The organism is Photobacterium iliopiscarium (assembly GCF_003026395.1).
Lineage (GTDB): Bacteria > Pseudomonadota > Gammaproteobacteria > Enterobacterales > Vibrionaceae > Photobacterium > Photobacterium iliopiscarium.
Map to the genome: position 1 here is coordinate 40,715 of NZ_PYOO01000018.1, position 21,261 is coordinate 61,975.

Genomic DNA, 21,261 nt, shown 5'->3' on the forward strand with positions numbered 1-21,261 from the left:
AACTCGTTCAATAGCTAATACGAGATTAGTTCATCAAATATTTAGGAAGCCATATTATGTTATACATAAAACCGTTAGGATTACTTTTTGCAGCACTCATTTTAAGCAGTTGTTCTTTCATGGCCATTGCCGCAGATAGCCATGAAACCGTCCATTTTAAAGCAAACACCAATAACGGTGAATATGTCGCAACAACAGCGGGCTATGATGTCAATAACTATGTTTTTTATGCCAAAAAAGGCCAGCATTTAAACGTTACGCTTGATACTAAAAGCACCAAATTATGGGTTGTACTCTTAGACAAAAAACTTGAGAGACTTGCCGATTTAACCCCCTTTTCAGCTGACCTAAATGATAATGGTGAATACATATTACCTTACAGCGGTAAATACAGTGTTCGTATTGGTCAATACCGTGCCTTTGCTCGTCGAGGTGAAAGCAGTCATTATAAATTAACCATCACAATTGATTGATCGTTATAAATCACGTTAATTGAGCTGTAACGGTAAAACAGACTGTTGTTTCGCTTTAATTAATAATCCACAACAAACAAACATCACCATATATAACAATGTGCCACCAATAACAACGGTATCCCAACCACCATGTAGCCAACAATATATCAAGAAGAAACCGCCTAAACTGCTCCCAACATAATAATGAACCAAATATAGCGCAGTGGCGGTTGCCTTTGCGACTTTGGCATGTTGGCTCACCCAAGCATACGCTAATGAATGAGTGAAAAATGCACCAGAGCTTAATAATAGCAAGCTAATCAATATGGTGACGCGTGATTCAATTAAGCCTAACCACAGACCACTTAGGCTTAAAACACCCCCTAAAATAATACCTGATAACGGACTATATCGGCTTGCCCAACGCCCACTCAAACGTGATGTTATGGTGCCACTGAGATAACAAAGGAAGATTAATGACGCCCAACTTAAAGGCAAATTAAACGGTGCAGCAACCAATCTAAATCCTGTTACCGAATAAAGATTAACAAACAGAGCAAAATTCACACCACCAATCAGCATTGCTAGCCATAATATCGGTTGTTTAATATGCGCGATCACTTGATAAGCATGGATACGAAGACGGCGGTGGTGATGAATAAAGTGTTGCTGTGATGGCAATAATCTAATCACGACGACCGCACCAATAAAGCTCATAACAGCCATACCCAACACAGCCCAATGCCAGCCTAGTTGTTCGCCAATTATTCCGCCATATAATCGTCCAGCAATTCCGCCTAATGAATTAGCACTAATATAGCCCCCCACCGCTAATACTAACGCTTTCGGACTAAACTCTTCCGCCATATAAGCAACAGCAACGGCAATATAACCAGCAACTGAAATGCCCATGACCCCTCGAGCTAAAGTAAGTGCAAATAAATCATGAGCAAAAACCATTACTACGCCAACAATTGGCATCAGCAATAAACTGATCACCATAATCATGCGCCGACCCACAATTTCAGATGCAATAGCCCATGGAATAAGGCATACCGCTAACATTAATGTTGCCGCGGCTAAGACCCAATTGATTTGTGTTGCCGAGACGGAAAATTCAGTCGCCATTAATGGCAACATCGGCTGGAACAAATACAAATTACAAAAAACGATAAAAGAGCCTAATGCCAATGCAAAACTGGTCTTCTTATAGGCCAATGTATTTGTTTCTATCATGATTTCACCATTAAAAAATCCATTTGAGTGTGCTATATCATTAAAATAACAATGCGTTATTTCTCACAACCAAACATAACGTGACAAAACGATAACAACAGCAGCATAATAAATAAAATATATAATTAATATTACAGTGATAACCAAAAACTATAGCTATGGATACTCGTTTACTGACTTATTTTACGCAACTCGCGGCGACTAAAAACTTTACTCGTGCCGCTGAACAATTGCATATCGCGCAACCCGCACTCAGTGTTGCTATCAAAAAATTAGAGCAACAATTAGATCTAACGTTGTTTTATCGAAATGAACGCAAAGTCACACTAACCCAAGAAGGTGAAGTTTTACTGATACATGCTAAACAAATTCTACAAAAAATAGACGATGCCACCCTTGCAATGAAAGAGTTACGTGGTTTAGAAAAAGGAGAGGTACGGCTAGGTGTACCCAGCATGTTGGGATCGTATTTTTTCCCTCAAATATTAATGGGCTTTAAAAGTCATTATCCAAATTTAAAATTAACCATTGTAGAAGCAGGCACTCAATCTATTCGGCAAATGCTCATTGATAGCGAACTAGACTTAGGGGTTATTATTAATCATAACGTTCCTTCTAGTTTACATATCGAACATCTTTTACGTTCACAAATGGTGGCTGTTGTCAGTGAACAGCATGATTTTATAACGAAAAAAAGCTTAAGTTTTGAGGACTTTTTTGGCGAAGAATTAGTGGCATTTAAATCAGGCTATTTCCATCGTGAAATGCTCGATCATGTCTGTGAACAGCATAATTTAACGCCTAAAATTTCATTTGAAACTAATCTATTGCCAATGATTTTACAAATTGTTCGTCATGATTTTGCCATTACAGCACTGCTTGAATTAGTCACCGATCATGAACCACATCTGATCCCCATCCCTTTTTCAGATCCGATCCAACTAGACCTTGCAATGGCATGGCGTAAACAAGGCTATTTATCACTGGCCAATAAAGCTTTCATTGAATACGTAAAACAACAATGCCAACAATAGCCAATTAATGTAAAACCGCATTCTACCTTGCTAAATTTAACAGATAAAAAACAGTTATCCGTCAATTCAACCTTAAAAATAAAACCAAAAAATTAACATTACCAATAAAAATATGGATGAGATCATATATTGATTGCTTAACAGTCGTTCATAAGCTTTTTTTTCGCTACATTACTCACGTAATTTATGAAAAATATGCAAAAAAACATCATAAATACATATTTTTTTAGTTTTAAGGAGAGGAGTTTCCATGACGGAATTGTTAATTGGTTTGGTGATCACCATTGCTGTTGGCTATTACATAGTAAAAGGATATAAAGCAGCAGGTGTACTTCTTGTTGCGGGTATTCTTCTATTAATTCTAGCTGGATTTTTAGGACACACGGTCTTGCCAAAAGGCATTACATCAACAGGGAATTTACTAACAGACTCACTTGAGTATGTTAAATATATGCTCCAATACCGCAACGGTGGTCTTGGCTTACAAATTATGTTGTTATGTGGTTTCGCAACATATATGACCCATATTGGTGCTAACAATGTTGTTGTAAAACAATTTTCAAAACCTCTTTCTTTTATTAAGTCACCTTATGTTTTATTAGTTGCGGCTTATATTGTTGCCTGTCTAATGTCATTAGCAGTAAGCTCTGCAACGGGTCTTGGGGTGCTATTAATGGCAACCTTATTCCCAATGATGACCGCAATGGGTATTTCTCGTCCAGCAGCCGCTGCTGTATGTGCCTCACCTGCCGCAATCATTCTTTCACCAACCTCTGGTGATGTAATTGTGGCCGCAGAAAAATCAGGCTTACCTTTACATGTTTTCGCAGTAGAAACTGTATTACCCGTTTCTATCTGTGCCATTATCGTGATGTCAGTCGCTGCATTTTTCTGGAACAAATACCTTGATAAGAAAAATAATACGCCAATGGAAAAGCTAGATATTTCTGAAATAGAAGTCAAAGCACCTGCTTATTATGCGATTTTACCTTTCTTACCTATTTTTGGTGTTTTCCTATTTAACGGTGAAACCATTCCAGGTCTAACTCTTGATATTTATACTATTGTAGTACTTTCTATTGTCATTGGTGCCGTAGTTGATTTCTTTACTAATCGTTTCAATGGTAAAGAAACCCTTGAAAATCTTGAAGCTTGTTACGCTGGTATGGGCGATGCTTTTAAAGGCGTTGTGATGTTATTGGTCGCAGCAGGTGTATTTGCGCAAGGCTTAATGTCAATTGGGGCAATTGATAACCTACTCGCTCTTGCTGACAAAGCAGGTGCTGGCGGCGTGGCACTCATGCTCTTACTAACAGCGTTAACTGTTGCTGCTGCAATTGCAACAGGTTCAGGTAATGCACCTTTCTATGCTTTTGTTGAGTTAGCACCACAGTTGGCGGTTAAGCTTGGTTTAAGCCCTGCATTCTTGATTATTCCAATGCTACAGGCATCAAACCTAGGTCGTACTATTTCACCGGTATCAGGTGTTATTGTTGCAACATCGGGTATGGCACAAATCAGTCCATTTGAAGTCGTTAAACGTACTGTGGTTCCGGTGCTTTGTGGTTTAGTTACCGTCATTATCGGTACGATGGTATTAGTACCTATGTACGCTTAATTATTATCACACCATAATTTAACGAGTTAAGCCCACTGATAATATATTCTCAGTGGGCTTTTTTATGGCATCACTCACGATCTACGCTAACGATCACAACGACTAAAACACCTTATTATATGACTTATCGTTTATTACACGCCTTAGCTGATAAAGGCTGTTTATAATCCAAATGGCGTAAACTTTAATTGATATAAAGACTGTTTCATCACTTGTTCAGTAACATTCTCAAGAGACCCCATTAAGAGTAAAAGAGATGTGATTAATTGGTAAATTTTATCCATTTCATCTGGAGTAAGTTGACCATAAAATGATGGTAATTTATCTTTGTAGTCTGTTAACTTATTCTGTAATACGACTAACTTAGAAGCATGTGTTGTAGCAACATTTTCACAGATCATCGTAACCCCAGTGATCGCAATAAGCTCCTGAACACACCCAATAATAAACGTATTAATGCTTTGATTGTATTGCGTTGCTTGCCATTGTTCATAGTTATCGGTAAATGAACGGTAATAAAAACAAGATCGATAACCTAAGTTAAGTAATGTTGTTACTTGCGTTTGATCGATCTGCTCATAGTTCGCCCAGCTAATTTTTGTACTCGCCATTTCTGCAAGTGATACCGCTTGTACTGGTGTTGAAAAACTCAATGAAAGGAATTTATTCGCATTTTCATTAACCAGTTTTTTTAATCCGAAATGTAATCGAATTCGAAATTGACTAAGCTGACGTAAAAACACATATTCAGGCTGACTTGAATAAATGCCATTATAAACCCAGAAAATAACCAACAAACTGATAGATAGCAGCGTAATCGTTAACAGTGACGTACCTACGCTATAGGTCGGTGTTAATTGAATCGCACTGGTTGTCATTAACATCAAATTCTGACAACCCAATAAGCGATGAAATACCTGTTGCGGTTGATTAAAATAAAACCACAGTACAAAGACATTAATAAAATAAAATAACCCTAATTGCCAAAGTTGACTTAAGTGAGGCAAAATAAAAATATATTGGAATAATGCTAATACAGACCAAACGATCATATGCATTAATATATAACGCGGGCTTACAAAGGGTAACGATAAAGCAACACTACCAAAGACAAGGCTTAACAGCACGATCATTACTCCCCCTTGCATGGGAATAAAAAGCCACAAGCCAACGCTGATCCAAAAAATCACTAAGATCTTAAAAACATTAATAAGTCGTTCGGAATCTAAAGATATATTAAACAAAGCAGATGATGATTTCTTTTTTAGCGTTATATCTGATGGACTTTCACTCAAAATCGCTTGAGTCAAATGTTGGTATATCGACGCTTGCAACGTATCCATCTTGGCTAAGTTTTGTGCCAACATCATTAAAGCACCATGATGTAATTCTTTACAATTAAGTAATGAATCCAATGAAAATGGAGCCACAAATAAAGTGTTATCAACCATATGCTGACGAATGCAGTGATTCGTCGCCTGTGGATTTTCAACGACATAACTCAATAAGGTGATTGAATTTATATATCTATTTTTGAGCGCTGTTAATACCGCGATTAACGCTTGTTTTTGTTCCGTCGTAAACTTTTCGTCAATAAGATTAATGGCTTCAGACAAATGTCCACCCAGTAGAACCCATTGGTTTTGCTCATTTCTTATTGTCTCCCAAATGGGAAACTCACTGTTGATTTGATAACTATCTGTTTTCGCTGCTTGCAGTAAATCATCGATACGGGCTAAATATTTTAAACTATCGCTCCATGAAACATTACGGCTTAACATTTCATTCGATTGAATATCAATAATCGCTTGTTCTATCTTTTCTTGCTTAGTTTTAGCGTTACTTAGTAACGTATTAAGTAACACAATACGACTAGATACAGGGCTAAAAACACTAAAAACAAAGCTAAAACAAATAACGCCAAGAATGGTTTCTTGTAATCTAAGTGCAGCAATAGCAAAGGTTTGTTCTGCTGATAAATTCCCCATCACAATAATGACGCATGACACCATCAACCCGATAGTCCACGCATAACCATTTTTAGGATTTGTCTGTTGATAGATGCACACAGCAATAATCAAAGAATAAACCAACAGAAAAGCTAAAGGTTGTTGACCAAATAAATCAATTAAAACGAAAGCAATAATAACACCAGCAAACGTACCAATGATTCGATGACGACCTTTTTTTAAAGAATGACCATTAGTTTCTGTTGCAGCCATTACAATCACAGCAAAAGCAGCCCAATAAGGCTTATTCCACCCCAAAGCTAAAGCAATGACGATGGATAGCGTTAAAGCTGTAGCAACTTTTAATGGCATTACCCAGCGTCTTGTACTCATAGCATTCCCTTAACCATTTCGATTAATCTCTGATTTTGTTGGTTTTTATGAATAACAATAGAAGCAGAAGAACCAATACGAAATTGAATACCATCAGGAATATTATCTAAACGAATTTGAACGGGAATACGTTGAGCTAAACGGATCCACTGAAATGTTGGATTCACATTTGGCAATAAAGAAAGTCCTGTACTGCCATTTTTATGAGAAATACCATAACCAATACTCTCAACAGAGCCTTGTAATGGTTGATCGCCATACGCCATTAAGGTCACCGTCGCTTTATCACCTGAAGCCACATCTTTAATATCTGTTTCTTTAAAAAATCCTTCAATCCAAAAACTATGCTTATCAATAAGAGCAACTACGGGTTGATTAGCGACAACTTGAGTGCCGATATTTACATTTAAGTTAGTAATATAACCATCAACAGGAGCTGTCACTTTAGTAAAACTTAAATCTAATTTACTTTGATCATATACCGCTTGAGCCGCTTCAACGCCCGCTTGAGCTAATCTCACTGATATTTTTTGCTGCACTAATGTCATTTGAGAAATAGCACCAGGTTGGCGGTGTATTAATTCACGCTCTCGTGTTGCTTCATCTTGTGCTCGCTGCAATTGTGCTTTTGCTTGATCTCGATTTCCCTTCGCTTTTTCTACTGCTATTTCATAAGGTCGAGGATCAACAACAAAAAGAACTTGGCCTGTTTTTACTTCACTATTATTTTTTATATTCAATGCAATAATAGGCCCAGTAACTCGTGGTGTAATTTGGACAATTTGGGCGCGAACTAAACCATCTCGCGTCCAAGGATTAATAATATATTGTTGGTATTTCCAGCCAATTGCAGCAAGCGCAATAATGACAAAACTACTAGTAATAAATAAGCGTTTAAACATGGTTATCTCTATTATATTCAAATTACTACAGAGTATTAGAACGATCTCTTAACATAGTTTGAAATCATTATGACGGAAAAATAAACGTACTAATGAGCACGGTATAAATAACTGCAATCGATAACTCAACTAACGGTGGGTTTGATACATATCGATACCATTTAACCGTATTAAAAAGACGGACAGTTAAAGAGGTACAAATAATTGCGATAAAACCTGAAATCAGAAGAGGCGGAAAGTAAATTTCTCCGATAGCAATCTCTTTAGGTACGAGATTTAGCATGGTTGTTGTCCGCTACTGTGAGTTTATATAAGTAATAAAAAATTTATTTACAATAAAGTGTAATCATAGTCATATTATTGACTTAAATAAAGATACGAATATGGAATACAATCACAACTGTGAGTTTCTAATGATAGAAATTATCACAATTTTTTGTTAGGAATTGCCAAAATGGATCGTATAACAAGCATTGAAATTTTTGTAAGAGCGGTTGAATTAGGTTCATTTGCGGCAGTCGCAGAAGAACGTGATATCAGCGCACAAATGGTAGGCAAGCACATTCACGGATTAGAATCGTCATTAGGTGTTAAATTACTCGCTAAATCAACACGTTTTCAAGCGCTAACCACCGCTGGCGAACAATTTCATCGACGGTGCCTTAACATTTTATCGGAAATGAAAGCCGCCCAAGAAGACATTTATCTGGATCTCAATGAGCCAATGGGTAAATTGAAGATATATTGCGGTGTAAATTTAGGTATTAGCCTACTCTCCCCTTTATTAGGTCAATTTATTCAAAAATATCCACAATTAGAAATCAATTTAACATTAGATAATAATCCACCAGATATTCATCGAAATGGCTACGATCTTATTTTTCATGATCGTATTGAAGGTTATGAGTTTTTAGTCGGACACCAAATTTGCAGCTTCGAGATGATTGCTTGTGCTACGCCAGAATATTTACAACAACACGGTGTTCCACGAGAACCAAAAGCATTAGAGCATCATCAATGTTTGAGACACACAACAGCTTATAATGCCTATTGTTGGTGCTTTAAAAATCAAGCTGGCGATCATTTTTCACCGCGTATTTCATCGCGATTTACAATCAATAGTGGACAAGCGATGCTCGCAGCGGCGATGGAAGGTGCGGGAATAACAATACAACCTAACTTTCAAGTTCAAGCAGCATTAGATTCGGGAATATTAGTCCAAGTATTAACGGATTATCAATTACCCAAAATTGATCTATTCATGCTTTATAAACCGTCATTACGACAAACGTCTCGACTAACGTTATTAAATGATTTTCTACAACGTGCAATAAAGAACCAACTAAATATTAAATAGTGCTCTACGTTAATAATAAATAGCTCAATTGCAAATCATTCCGCTAACGCAGAGATTAATTTGTAACTGAGCAATAAATATTCCGATGGTTTATTAACCTGCGCGAAGTGCAAGTAAAGCGGGTAAATCATAAGGCGGTTGATATAAACAAAAATCAATAACTTTAGTATCGACGGCTAAAATTGACATTCGATCCGCAAGTTCATTACCTTCAATACCGACATGACCATTGACATGGTGAATCATAAGTTGTGATTTTAATGCTTGGTAACGAGTGAACATTTGTTGAATTAACGCGAGGTTTTTTATCTCACCGCCAGCCTTTTTCCAACCATTTTTTTGCCATGTTATCGCCCATTGGGTAATACATTGTATCGAATATTTTGAATCACAAAAAATCGCCACGGTAGACCCTTGAGCCAATACCTTTTCGGCTAAGATCAGCGCTTGATGAAGTGCATTTAACTCGGCCGTATTATTGGTGCCCATCGGCTCATATAAGCCATACCATAGCTCACTTAGCTGGTTATTACGGTATAACGCCAATCCAGATCCCGCTTTGCCGGGGTTAGGATCACAGCCACCATCCGTGAAAATTTTAACATCAGCCGTTAACGCATGGACTTGTTCACTGGTTAATGAACCTTTACTTGTTGTGGTACGTTTTGCTGCTGTTTTTTTAAATTGTGGTGATGAACCAGAAATTTGCACTGGTTTTCCAAAAGCCGTGACCGCTTCAGCTTGGGTTGGAAATGATTTATATCGTGCCCCTGCAAATTTATCTACTTGCTGCTTACAACTTGCCCAGTCACTGTAAATACCCGGTTCACGACCACTCCAAACAACATAATATTTTTTGGCCACCTGTTTCTCCACACTCTCTTTAATATCGTACTGATTGCTCAAGCGAACATACAGACTTGGTATTCTAAGATTCTACCACTAATGTACCTTTCTGATTATGCTAAGATAAACATCACTATAAAAAAATACTCGTATTCATTATCAATGTGTTCTCAAACCAATGACAATATCGAGCAACTTACATTTTTATTTACAGGTGAGTTTGGAGTTCCGTTTTGAGCCATAAAATACGCTTAGACATTGCTAATGGCATGTCACAGCTTGGGATTAATGTTCAACCACAAGACAGCATTTCAACCGCCGTCTTTATGATACTTTGTTGTGTAGTCGCTTTCTTAGCTTATGTCTTTGTTCGCTGGGGATTACTCGCGATATTGCGCTCCGCTATTAAACGTTCCCAAGCAACATGGGGACACGTCATGGTACGGCATAAAGTCTTTGAAAAGCTCTCATTAACCATCCCTGCAATGGTGCTCAATCTTGTTATACCACTTGTATTAGATAAACATGCACTCCTCAGTAGCTTTATTGATCGCACATTAAGCTTATGGTTGATTATTGTATTAGTAAGAAGTACTTATGCCTTCCTTGATGCCACTAATGATATGGCCGATATTAACCAAATCAGCCGTAATTTGCCGGTAAAAAGTTTTGTTCAATTATCAAAACTTATTATCTTTTTTATTGGGTTTATTATTGCTATTTCAGTGCTTGCTAACCGCTCACCAATTTACTTTTTAAGTGGCCTAGGCGTTGCGACAGGTTTAGTATTATTAGTCTTCCGCGATACTATTTTAGGCTTTGTCGCAGGTATTCAACTGTCAGCTAACCAAATGGTTAAAGTGGGTGATTGGATCCAAATGGATAAATATGGTGCTAATGGCAGTATTGATGAAGTTTCTTTAACAACAGTTAAAGTAAAAAACTGGGATAATACCGTTACCAATATTCCCGCTTATGCATTAGTACAAGACTCGTTTATTAACTGGCGTCAAATGCAAGAATCTGGTGGTCGACGCATTAAACGTTCAGTGCTAATTGATATTGAAACTATTAAATTTATCGATGAACAGCAACAACAAAAATTATCGCAAATCCCTTATGTGGCGGACTTTATAACCAAGAGAAATGCTGAAATCACGACAAGTAACGCACATGCACTTCAATTAACTAACATAACGGTATTTCGCGCCTACTTAGAAGCTTACCTAAAACAAAACAGTAAAATTCGCCAAGACATGACTTTTCTTGTACGCGAGTTAGAACCAAGTGCTCAGGGATTACCCGTTCAAATTTATGTTTTTGTTAATGATACACGCTGGGCTTTTTATGAAGCGGTTCAGTCAGATATTTTTGATCATGTGTTAGCCATTTTGCCTCAATTTGGGCTTGCCGTGTATCAAAGCCCTGATGGCTCAGATGTACGTAGTTTACAAGCTAGTGTTGCGGCATCCTAACACTGCTGTTTTCGACGTATTGGATGATTATTTTTAACATTCAATACGTCTGTTATTACAAAAAAATCATTCATATTAGTGCTTCATATCACACAATAAATAGCGATAATTACAACTCCAATGCCAATTTATTAAAAACTTTGTTTAACATCAATATTTATAATCACTAGCCAGCCTTTTTATGAGCCGCTATAATTCCCGCCTCAAAATACAGAGGTCAAAACATGCACACTAAAGTAACTCCTATTGATAGCTATCCTAAGTATTGGGCTGAATGCTATGGCACCTCCCCATTCTTGCCAACATCTAGAAAAGAAATGGATGCACTTGGTTGGGACAGCTGTGACATTATCATTGTTACTGGTGATGCCTATGTTGACCATCCTAGTTTTGGTATGGCGGTCATTGGTCGCTTACTAGAATCTCAAGGATTTCGCGTTGGTATTATTGCCCAACCTAAATGGGACAATAAAGATGACTTCATGGCGTTAGGTCAACCCAATCTTTATTTTGGTATAACATCTGGCAACATGGATTCAATGATCAATCGCTATACCGCTGATCGCAAACTACGTAAAGATGATGCTTACACGCCTAATAATGAAGGTGGTAAACGTCCAGACCGCGCCGTCTTAGTTTATTCTCAACGCTGTCGAGAAGCATATAAAGAAGCGCCTATTGTTTTAGGTGGTATTGAATCTAGCTTACGTCGCCTCGCTCACTACGATTATTGGTCAGACAAAGTCCGTCGTTCAGTATTGATGGATGCGAAAGCAGATATTTTATTATTTGGTAACGCTGAACGGGCGCTAGTTGAAGTATCACACCGTATTGCCAATGGCGAAGATATTAAGTCATTAACTAACATTGCAGGCACTGCGGTAATGATCAAAGATATTCCTGAGCGTTATCAGGAAATTGATTCATCACGCATTGAAAAACCTGGTCGTCCAATGGTGATGCAAAATCCATATGCCACCGAAGAGACATGCGCTTCTAATAAAGAAGAAAAAGAAAAACAACCACAAGTTATTCACGTTCGCCCATCTCGTCATGATGCTGAAAATACAGTCGTACGCTTGCCATCATATGAAAAGTTGGCAAATGACCGTATTTTATATGCGCACGCTAGCCGAGTAATGCACTTAGAAACTAACCCTTATTCTGGACGTGCATTAATTCAAAAACACGCTGATCGTGAATTGTGGATCAACCGAGCACCGATTCCATTGTCTACCGAAGAAATGGACTTTGTATTTGGATTACCTTTTGCTCGCGTACCTCATCCAAGCTACGGTAAAGCAAAAATTCCAGCTTATGACATGATTAAAACCTCGGTTAACATCATGCGTGGCTGTTTTGGTGGTTGTTCTTTCTGTTCGATTACTGAACACGAAGGCCGTATTATTCAAAACCGCTCGCAAGAATCAATTCTTCATGAGCTAGAAGATATTCGCGATAAAGTTCCAGGTTTTACCGGTACTATTTCTGATTTGGGTGGTCCAACAGCAAACATGTATCGTTTAGGCTGTTCTGACCCACGCGCTGAAGCAAACTGTCGTCGTCCATCATGTATCTTCCCTAAGATCTGTGAAAAGCTGAATACTGACCATCAGCATCTAATTGATTTATACCGCAGTGCTCGTGGCGTTAAAGGCATTAAAAAGATCATGATCGCATCAGGCGTTCGTTATGATTTAGCCGTAGAATCACCAGAATATGTTCGTGAACTTGTGACTCACCATGTGGGTGGCTACTTAAAAATCGCACCTGAGCACACAGAGAAAGGCACACTTGATCTGATGATGAAGCCGGGTATGGGCACTTATGATCGCTTTAAATCGATGTTTGAGCAGTACAGCCAAGAAGCAGGGAAAAAACAATACCTTATTCCTTACTTTATTTCAGCGCACCCAGGTTCAACTGATGAAGACATGTTGAACTTAGCGTTATGGCTTAAACAAAACGATTATCAGTGTGATCAGGTTCAAAACTTCTACCCATCACCAATGTGTAATGCAACGGCAATGTATCACTCAGAAACAAACCCGTTGAAGAAAGTGAAGTACAAAGGCCGTGAAGATTTATTTGTCGCTAAAGGTGAACGTCAACGCCGCCTTCATAAAGCGCTATTACGTTACCACGATCCACTAAACTGGCCTCTTATCCGTGATGCGTTAATTACCATGGGGAAAAAGTATCTCATCGGTAATCGTCCTAACTGTTTAGTGCCAGAAGCTGGCAGTGAAGCAGAAATGACGCCAGCCGAGCGTCGTGGTTCAGGTCGTCATGGTTCTAAACGTTTTGCAACCAAGAACCCAAATCAACCTGATATTCGCACTGATGGTAAACGCCCTCAGAGTAACCGCAATGGTAAGCCTGTTGGTAATGGCAAACCTCAAGCAAACGGCTCTCGTAATGGCGGAACTGCACAAACGAGTACAAACAGCAATCGTGGTGGCAGCAATAATAACACGACCAATACGAGTAATAATCGTAATGGCAAACCCACTCAAGCAAGTGGCAGTGGCCGCCCAGCAAATCGTAATGGCAAACCTAGTGGCCAACGACCAAATGGAAAGCCAACACGCAGTCGTACTGGTGCATAATTAGCACTGAATATAAAACACTAATGATTTAATAATAAACGCCGTCTTTTTTAAGACGGCGTTTTTGTTTTACAAATTTCTAACTTAATGTTATTCCTTTGGAAGATTTATTAGGTACACTAATGGAAACAAAAAAAATACACAGAATTAGTAACGTCTTATTTTCCATTTTTTAGGGATAACCCATCATTGTGAGATGCATTTATACCGTTTGCTTTACTTCTTCATTATTCATAGCAAGTACAGCTATTGCTAGTACATCTCCAGATTATGATGCTTGCCTGCTAAATGCCGTGAAAACACAAAATGGCACACTAACATTGAGTGACATTCGCTCTCATTGCTCTGACAATATAGCTAAAGCCGCACCTGTCACCATTACAGACCCTTCGCAATCATCACCATCACTTATGTCTCAACGTTTGCAAGATGAACGTGACAACGCATTAAACCCCTTTGTTATCACGCCTCATCGCATGAATTATTTATTACCGATCGTAATGACTGACAGCATTAACAACTCTGCTTATAAGGACAGTCAATGGGGCGGTAAAATGAAGAATGCTGAAGCAGAATTTCAAATAAGTTTTAAAACACCATTAAATTATGACGACTTATTTATTCACAATGACGGTTTATTTGCAGCGTTTACATTGAAATCATATTGGCAAGTGTATGCTGAAGATATCTCACGTCCATTTAGAGAAACCAACTATCGCCCTGAACTATTTTACCTCGCACCAACCCCTTGGACACCTTTTGAAGCCAATACGTGGATAACGTTAGGCATAGAACATCAATCAAATGGCCGTACTCAAGGGTTATCTCGTAGCTGGAACCGGGTCTATACTGATTTGATTGTTGAAAAAGGGAATTTCGTATTATCACTACGCCCTTGGTGGCGAATTCCTGAAGATAAAAAAGACAATCCAGCATCTCCCAAAGGAGACGATAACCCAGATATCATTGATTTTATGGGACATTATGAAGTTAATGCTGTTTATAAGTGGCAAGATTACGAATTTAGTTTTACTGGTCGTCAAAATTTTTCGACGAACAAAGGCTATGGTGAACTTGGTATGACCTTCCCTTTATGGGGTAAGTTGCGAGGATATACTAAATATTCAACGGGTTATGGTGAGAACCTAATTGATTACAACCACAAACAACAACGACTGGGCATCGGTGTTGCATTAACGGATTTGCTCTAACGAAACAGTTCAAAGCCAATAAAAATGATCGCAGCAGAGCCTAATACGGCCACTAATCCCGTTACAATCTGGTTTTGCTGCGATTTTGATAAATAACGAATAACCCAATAAGCAAAAGCTAATAGTCCAAAAATAATCAATAACTTTAACATTTAGCACTCCTTTGGCTTTAGTTAACACTCGTATGCGCACAGATATAATAATGATTCACGCTTATGAATTTTTAGTCTTATCTATAAAGTGTAGGTGGTTATACCAATAAAAATAGCACCCTTAAGTGCTATTTTTGACTATGGTTAAGCTTTTGTCACAATTACATTTTAAACATAGGTATATTTTGTAATTGTGGAATTATCTGTTGAAGTTGTTGTTCTTGCTTTGCTAACCCTTCAATTGAACCGCACAAATCATTGGCTTTCACTTTCATTTCACCACTATGCTGAGTCACGGTATCGGTAATTTGGGCCTTTAGCTGTGAAAATTTCGTCTGCATCTGACTAAAATCCAAATCGCCATTTTTCATTTCATCAGCCAGTGCTGCCAATACACTTGAGATCGATTCAACCGTCACTTGTTGCATTGCATTTTCAAATTCAGTTTTCCACGTCGTATCCATACTATTAAACACATCAGCAGGCATTACAAACTCACCTTGTTGATTATGAAATTTTTGTTGGGCTTGCATACTTAGTTGGTTAACAAGATCTTGTACTTTTAAAAATGCTGTTTGTGAGTCAAAACTACTAGAAACATCTTTTAAAACCGCTAAAGCTAAGCCAGTCCCTTGTTGGGCTAACGCTGCCATCTGCGGCAAATAGGTTTGCATATTATCACTGTATGCTGTTAATGCTTTTTGTTGCATCGCATTAAGATCAACCTCTTGACCATTAATAAATAAATTATTGTTATCATCAATCAATAACTTAGGCTTTCCTGCTTCATAAACAGACACACTGCCTTTATCAATATGGATAGGGTTAGGCACATCAACAGGACAACTTTGTGCATACACAGAACTAGAACCTAAAAGTAGGCTACCAATCAATAATTTTTTCATGTTACTTTCTCGTTATTCAAACAAAAAAGCAGCTATTTAAAGCTGCTTTTTTCTATTGGGTTAGTCGTTAATGCGTATTATCAACGAGAAACGCATTATGGTTAAATAAGGATGACACAATATCAGCAGAAGATGCGCTATCAGCTAAACCTAACTCATGATGTGGATTGATATTTTCTAAAATAATATCTTGCTTTCCATGATCAATATTTAACGTAATATTGCCTTTATCGTCCGCGCTAGCCTTCACATTATCTAATAACATATCCATATCAGATCGAGGATTATCATCTTCAGTTGATAACAGATCTTTAATATCGATCTTATCCTTACCTAACTCAAAATCAGTAATAGTATCAGTTTTAGTAGAAAGCGACGTTTCATGCCATGTGAACATATCGTTACCATTACCACCCGTTAAAATATCATTACCTTGTCCAGCAACTAGAATATCATTACCATCAAAACCAAATAATGATTCACCTTGATTATCAGCGGTTAAAGTATTGGCCTGTTGATTACCAAAATTATCGCTCAACTCTAGGTTACCGCTATTAAGTAACGAATCTAATTTATCTTCGTTAGTCATACTCGCGGCATTATCACCAAAGAGATCATTATGGCTGACGCCGTTCAAAATGATGTTTTGAACCACTTTATGATGATCATCAAAAATCTGAATTTCAGTATTGTCTTGTTGCTCAATAATATTCAAATGATTATTCAGATCAGCTAAAGACTGAATATTTTTTACGTGTAATGAATCACCTAATTCAATAGTATCAATACCTTTTTCAAAATCCATGATAGTGTCAATTGCAGGTATAGCATCGGTACCAAAATTATTTTCTGACCATAGGAAGGTATCTTTACCCTCTCCACCAATCAAATTATCATTACCAAAACCACCATTTAACAAATCATTTCCAAGGCCACCATTTAAAGAATCATTACCACCATCACCGATAAGAATATCATTACCTTTTCCCCCCGTTAAATGATCATTACCACCATATGCATTATTACCAAATTTATCTAAATGATTTGCAATAAAATGGTTTAAATCAGAGGTAAGAACCTTATCGACATTTCCATCATAATCTTTATCTGCTAAATACTGCTTCAGTAAATTAGCGGGCTTAGTTGACTCATCATCACTCTTTGGTTCTTGATATGTCCCACTAAGTAAACCGTCATCGTACATCCACTTGATATTCAGTGCATCACCGACAAGCACATCATTATCATCACTACCAATAATGGTGTCACTTCCTGGAATAAAATGCTGACCTATATCATGAAAGGCATTATTTAATTCATTCGCATTAGTAATAACTTGAGAATAACTTGGGGCTGTAGAATTATTATCATCATAACCCGCGCCCAATTTTGCAATTTCATTTACTTGTGTTCCATCACCAGAAGGACCAACAGCAATAGAGACAATTTCTGTATTAGGTAAAAAATGTATTCCATTAGGATGGAATGAATCTTCATCTTTACCATCACTTAAAAAATAAACAATATTTCGTTCATTACTGTCAACAATGTTTGCACTTGCCGCTTTTAATGCGCCTTCAAATTGCGTACCACCGCCAGCCCTAAGATTATCAATATAAGTATTGATCAACACATTGTGACTATTCACAAATTGATGTGTTTTTTCATCATAATGAAACGATTCATTTCCTTGAACTGAACCACTAAATGTCACTATATTAAATTTTAATAAACTTTTATCGTTGGTACTATCAAGGATACCCGTCGTTAACGTTTCATACGCTTGCTTTGTCATATCAAAAATAGATGGCAACGATTTGAATGGATTACTAAAATCTACTCCATCTGACGACTTAATATAAATATCAGAATAACCATCAGCATCATATTGTAAGCCGTTTTTAAGTTGATCGTACGTTACCGTTACCCAACCCTGAGAATTTGAAATACGAGTACCGTCAGCCGCTGTTAATTCTGAACTACCCGCAACATAGATGCGATAAGAGTCGGCTTTATGTCCGTGCACCGCATCTAGCGTTAATAAACGACCAAAATACATACTGCCCGAAGTATCAATAACAAAATTCACATTTGTTGATATTTCAACTACTTTTGCAGGATCTAAATCACCGATTAATAAATCAGTACCAACAGTGCCCGTTATAGTGTTATCACCATTATTACCTTGAATAACAGCACCATCAATTTGATAAGCTTTCTCTGCAGTATCTGATGCCGTATGACTTGCACCATCAGAGGTTGTTACCGATGCATCTACAATTCGATCACTATCGTTTAGTAAAGCCTCACCATCAACATTAATTTGATAATGGCCATCTTTTGCTTCACCCGTGAACTGTTGACCATCAATAGTCAATGTAACTGTATCACCATCCTTAACATCCTCACCAACAGAACCTTTAATGGTTACCGTACTCTTACCTTCAGCTTGAGTAACAATGTTATCGTCTGCAATAGAATCAATAGTCACTAACGCACCAATGTCTACTGTATACGGCTCATTAGCTTCTGTTGTCACATTATGTGAACTATAAGATGTTGTAACACTTGCTATTGCCTTATGAGCATGCAGGATATCAATGCCAGCGATAGCAACGATCCAAGTAAGATCTGTCTGAACATGAGTAATATATTTATTACCATTAATTGTAACAGTAACTTCATCGCCTTCACGGGCTTGACCACCGACTTTACCCCTGACATCTATTGTTTTCTGATGACCTTCTTGTTGGGTAATGACGTTATCGCCAGTGATCTTATCAATGTCGATAGTGGCGTTAACATCTACCGTATAATTATGCTCAGCCGTGGCGGTTTTGCTGTTGCCTGCGGTATCAGTAGTGGTCACTGTTGCGCCAACATGATCCGTATTCGCATCCAACAAGACCTTGCCATCAACAGACAAATGCCATGACTTATCCGCTTGTACTTCGGCGGTGCCTAACGTTTTACCATCAAGGGTCACTGTTACCCAATCACCCGCTTTTACATCGCCGCCAACCGTACCGATGATCGCTTGAGACTGTTCAGAATCAGGTCCGGTTACATTATTATCGGTAGCAATAGAGGTAATAGTAATCGCTGCCGCAATGTCAGTATCAACGGTGTAAATATGATCATCTGTCGCGGTGGCGCTATGGCCTGCTTCATCATGAGTTGTCACGGTAGCAGTGACGTTATCGGTGGTGGCGTTATCTAATACGCTGCCATCAACCTCTGCCGTCCACGTTAACTTGCCATTGTGACTTTCTACTGTGGCAGTACCTACCGCTTTACCATCTACAGTGATCGTAACGGTATCGCCGACTTTGACATCACCATCAACAGTACCGGTTACTGGCACTTTGCTGTGGGACTCGTTCTCATTGATCACATTGTCACCACCAATGGTGGTGATGGTGACACCTGCATTGATACCAACCTGATAATTTTCTTCACTGCTTGCGGTGTCATTATGTGAACTGTATGACGTTGTGACTGTGGCAGTGGCTTTATCTGCATGCAACACATCATTGCCCGTGACATTCACTGACCATGTGTTACCCGCCTCAACCTTGGTGTTGTAATCGGTGCCATTAATCGTTACCACGACCTTGTCACCCACTTGCACTTGACCACCCACCGTACCGGTGATCGCAATGCTCTGCTGATGACCTTCTTGTTGGGTGATCTCGTTATCGCCAGTGATCTTATCAATGTCGATAGTGGCGTTAACATCTACCGTATAATTATGCTCAGCCGTGGCGGTTTTGCTGTTGCCTGCGGTATCAGTAGTGGTCACTGTTGCGCCAACATGATCCGTATTCGCATCCAACAAGACCTTGCCATCAACAGACAAATGCCATGACTTATCCGCTTGTACTTCGGCGGTGCCTAACGTTTTACCATCAAGGGTCACTGTTACCCAATCGCCCGCTTTCACATCGCCGCCAACCGTACCAATAATCGCTTGGGACTGTTCAGAATCAGGGCCGGTTACATTATCATCGGTAGCAATCGAGGTAATAGTAATCGCTGCCGCAATGTCAGTATCAACAGTGTAAATATGATCATCTGTCGCAGTGGCGCTATGGCCTGCTTCATCATGAGTTGTCACGGTAGCGGTGACATTATCGGTGGTGGCGTTATCTAATACGCTGCCATCAACCTCTGCCGTCCACGTTAACTTGCCATTGTGACTTTCTACTGTGGCAGTACCTACCGCTTTACCATCTACAGTAATTGTAACGGTATCGCCGACTTTAACATCACCATCAACAGTACCGGTTACTGGCACTTTGCTGTGGGACTCGTTCTCATTGATCACATTGTCACCACCAATGGTGGTGATGGTTACACCCGCATTGATGCCAACTTGATAATTTTCTTCACTGCTTGCGGTGTCATTATGTGAACTGTATGACGTTGTGACTGTGGCAGTGGCTTTATCTGCATGCAACACATCATTGCCCGTGACATTCACTGACCATGTGTTACCCGCCTCAACCTTGGTGTTGTAATCGGTGCCATTAATCGTTACCACGACCTTGTCACCCACTTGCACTTGACCACCCACCGTACCGGTGATCGCAATGCTCTGCTGATGACCTTCTTGTTGAGTGATCTCGTTATCGCCAGTGATCTTATCAATGTCGATAGTCGCGTTAACATCCACCGTATAATTATGCTCAGCCGTGGCGGTTTTGCTGTTGCCTGCGGTATCAGTAGTGGTCACTGTTGCGCCAACATGATCCGTATTCGCATCCAACAAGACCTTACCATCAACAGACAAATGCCATGACTTATCCGCTTGTACTTCGGCGGTGCCTAACGTTTTACCATCAAGGGTCACAGTAACCCAATCGCCCGCTTTTACATCGCCGCCAACCGTACCGATGATCGCTTGGGACTGTTCAGAATCAGGTCCGGTTACATTATCATCGGTAGCAATAGAGGTAATAGTAATCGCTGCCGCAATATCGGTATCAACGTTGTAAGGGTGATCGTCCGTCGCCGTAGCACTGTTGCCCGCATCATCCGTGGTGGTAACGGTTGCCGTCACACTATCAGCCGTCGCACCGTCTAAGACACTACCGTCGACTTCTGCCGTCCACGTTAA

Annotated in this window: 15 protein-coding genes; 7 read left to right on the top strand and 8 right to left on the bottom strand. The window is 38.9% G+C overall.

Annotation, left to right across the window (positions count from 1 at the left end; genetic code table 11):
- Positions 1 to 56 precede the first annotated feature (56 nt).
- A complete protein-coding gene (locus C9J51_RS17705) occupies positions 57 to 473 on the top strand; it encodes a hypothetical protein (protein ID WP_052668200.1) in 417 nt (138 codons plus the stop codon).
- Between the two features lie 15 nt (positions 474 to 488).
- Here C9J51_RS17705 and C9J51_RS17710 read toward each other — a convergent pair whose 3' ends face one another.
- Positions 489 to 1,691: an MFS transporter gene (locus C9J51_RS17710; protein ID WP_045040677.1), complete on the bottom strand. Its 1,203-nt coding sequence runs from the start codon at positions 1,689 to 1,691 to the stop codon at positions 489 to 491.
- A 158-nt stretch (positions 1,692 to 1,849) separates the two neighbouring features.
- Here C9J51_RS17710 and C9J51_RS17715 point away from each other — a divergent pair, with 158 nt between their 5' ends.
- Positions 1,850 to 2,725 (top strand): LysR family transcriptional regulator, encoded by an 876-nt coding sequence (locus C9J51_RS17715; RefSeq protein WP_045037932.1) that lies wholly within the window; start codon positions 1,850 to 1,852, stop codon positions 2,723 to 2,725.
- Between the two features lie 250 nt (positions 2,726 to 2,975).
- Positions 2,976 to 4,343 (top strand): anaerobic C4-dicarboxylate transporter DcuC, encoded by a 1,368-nt coding sequence (gene dcuC, locus C9J51_RS17720; RefSeq protein ID WP_045037933.1) that lies wholly within the window; start codon positions 2,976 to 2,978, stop codon positions 4,341 to 4,343.
- Between the two features lie 161 nt (positions 4,344 to 4,504).
- On the opposite strand, the gene C9J51_RS17725 is transcribed toward dcuC, so the two are convergent.
- From C9J51_RS17725 to C9J51_RS19785, 3 genes are all read right to left on the bottom strand, one after another.
- Positions 4,505 to 6,685 carry an FUSC family protein gene (locus C9J51_RS17725; RefSeq protein WP_052668202.1) on the bottom strand — a complete coding sequence of 727 codons (2,181 nt, stop codon included), beginning with the start codon at positions 6,683 to 6,685 and terminating at the stop codon, positions 4,505 to 4,507.
- Positions 6,682 to 7,587, bottom strand: a complete 906-nt coding sequence (locus tag C9J51_RS17730; protein WP_045040678.1) for an HlyD family secretion protein — start codon at positions 7,585 to 7,587, stop codon at positions 6,682 to 6,684. Before C9J51_RS17730 ends, C9J51_RS17725 begins: the two co-directional genes overlap by 4 nt.
- A gap of 67 nt (positions 7,588 to 7,654) precedes the next feature.
- Positions 7,655 to 7,870: a DUF1656 domain-containing protein gene (locus C9J51_RS19785; RefSeq protein WP_080159154.1), complete on the bottom strand. Its 216-nt coding sequence runs from the start codon at positions 7,868 to 7,870 to the stop codon at positions 7,655 to 7,657.
- Between the two features lie 171 nt (positions 7,871 to 8,041).
- Here C9J51_RS19785 and C9J51_RS17740 point away from each other — a divergent pair, with 171 nt between their 5' ends.
- Complete coding sequence (locus C9J51_RS17740; protein ID WP_045040679.1) at positions 8,042 to 8,944, top strand: LysR family transcriptional regulator; 903 nt, start codon at positions 8,042 to 8,044, stop codon at positions 8,942 to 8,944.
- Between the two features lie 93 nt (positions 8,945 to 9,037).
- Here C9J51_RS17740 and C9J51_RS17745 read toward each other — a convergent pair whose 3' ends face one another.
- Positions 9,038 to 9,808 (bottom strand): ribonuclease H family protein, encoded by a 771-nt coding sequence (locus C9J51_RS17745; protein WP_045040680.1) that lies wholly within the window; start codon positions 9,806 to 9,808, stop codon positions 9,038 to 9,040.
- 215 nt (positions 9,809 to 10,023) lie between these two features.
- Between C9J51_RS17745 and C9J51_RS17750 the strand changes: the two genes are divergently transcribed.
- The 3 genes from C9J51_RS17750 (at position 10,024) to C9J51_RS17760 (ending at position 15,085) form a co-directional block, all read left to right on the top strand.
- Positions 10,024 to 11,265 (top strand): mechanosensitive ion channel family protein, encoded by a 1,242-nt coding sequence (locus C9J51_RS17750; protein ID WP_082301538.1) that lies wholly within the window; start codon positions 10,024 to 10,026, stop codon positions 11,263 to 11,265.
- A gap of 224 nt (positions 11,266 to 11,489) precedes the next feature.
- The gene (locus C9J51_RS17755; protein WP_045037938.1) at positions 11,490 to 13,874 is read left to right on the top strand and encodes a YgiQ family radical SAM protein; all 2,385 of its coding nucleotides are present in this window, start codon (positions 11,490 to 11,492) and stop codon (positions 13,872 to 13,874) included.
- 191 nt (positions 13,875 to 14,065) lie between these two features.
- The gene (locus C9J51_RS17760) at positions 14,066 to 15,085 is read left to right on the top strand and encodes a phospholipase A (protein ID WP_052668205.1); all 1,020 of its coding nucleotides are present in this window, start codon (positions 14,066 to 14,068) and stop codon (positions 15,083 to 15,085) included.
- Here the strand turns inward: C9J51_RS17760 and C9J51_RS19550 are convergent.
- The 3 genes from C9J51_RS19550 to C9J51_RS17770 all read right to left on the bottom strand — a co-directional run.
- Positions 15,082 to 15,237: a hypothetical protein gene (locus C9J51_RS19550; protein ID WP_045037939.1), complete on the bottom strand. Its 156-nt coding sequence runs from the start codon at positions 15,235 to 15,237 to the stop codon at positions 15,082 to 15,084. The two genes, C9J51_RS17760 and C9J51_RS19550, sit on opposite strands and share 4 nt — an antisense overlap.
- A 161-nt stretch (positions 15,238 to 15,398) precedes the next feature.
- Positions 15,399 to 16,142 (bottom strand): DUF2884 family protein, encoded by a 744-nt coding sequence (locus C9J51_RS17765; RefSeq protein WP_045040681.1) that lies wholly within the window; start codon positions 16,140 to 16,142, stop codon positions 15,399 to 15,401.
- 67 nt (positions 16,143 to 16,209) lie between these two features.
- Positions 16,210 to 21,261 (bottom strand): Ig-like domain-containing protein (locus tag C9J51_RS17770; protein ID WP_146149926.1); only part of this gene is annotated, 5,052 nt, incomplete at its 5' end.

Bases quoted from the DNA above. Each gene is read 5' to 3' on its own strand.
- C9J51_RS17730 (WP_045040678.1), bottom strand. From the start codon at position 7,587: ATGTTTAAACGCTTATTTATTACTAGTAGTTTTGTCATTATTGCGCTT.
- C9J51_RS17725 (WP_052668202.1), bottom strand. From the start codon at position 6,685: ATGAGTACAAGACGCTGGGTAATGCCATTAAAAGTTGCTACAGCTTTA.
- C9J51_RS17715 (WP_045037932.1), top strand. From the start codon at position 1,850: ATGGATACTCGTTTACTGACTTATTTTACGCAACTCGCGGCGACTAAA.
- C9J51_RS17755 (WP_045037938.1), top strand. From the start codon at position 11,490: ATGCACACTAAAGTAACTCCTATTGATAGCTATCCTAAGTATTGGGCT.
- C9J51_RS17740 (WP_045040679.1), top strand. From the start codon at position 8,042: ATGGATCGTATAACAAGCATTGAAATTTTTGTAAGAGCGGTTGAATTA.
- C9J51_RS17705 (WP_052668200.1), top strand. From the start codon at position 57: ATGTTATACATAAAACCGTTAGGATTACTTTTTGCAGCACTCATTTTA.
- dcuC (WP_045037933.1), top strand. From the start codon at position 2,976: ATGACGGAATTGTTAATTGGTTTGGTGATCACCATTGCTGTTGGCTAT.
- C9J51_RS19550 (WP_045037939.1), bottom strand. From the start codon at position 15,237: ATGTTAAAGTTATTGATTATTTTTGGACTATTAGCTTTTGCTTATTGG.
- C9J51_RS17710 (WP_045040677.1), bottom strand. From the start codon at position 1,691: ATGATAGAAACAAATACATTGGCCTATAAGAAGACCAGTTTTGCATTG.
- C9J51_RS17765 (WP_045040681.1), bottom strand. From the start codon at position 16,142: ATGAAAAAATTATTGATTGGTAGCCTACTTTTAGGTTCTAGTTCTGTG.
- C9J51_RS19785 (WP_080159154.1), bottom strand. From the start codon at position 7,870: ATGCTAAATCTCGTACCTAAAGAGATTGCTATCGGAGAAATTTACTTT.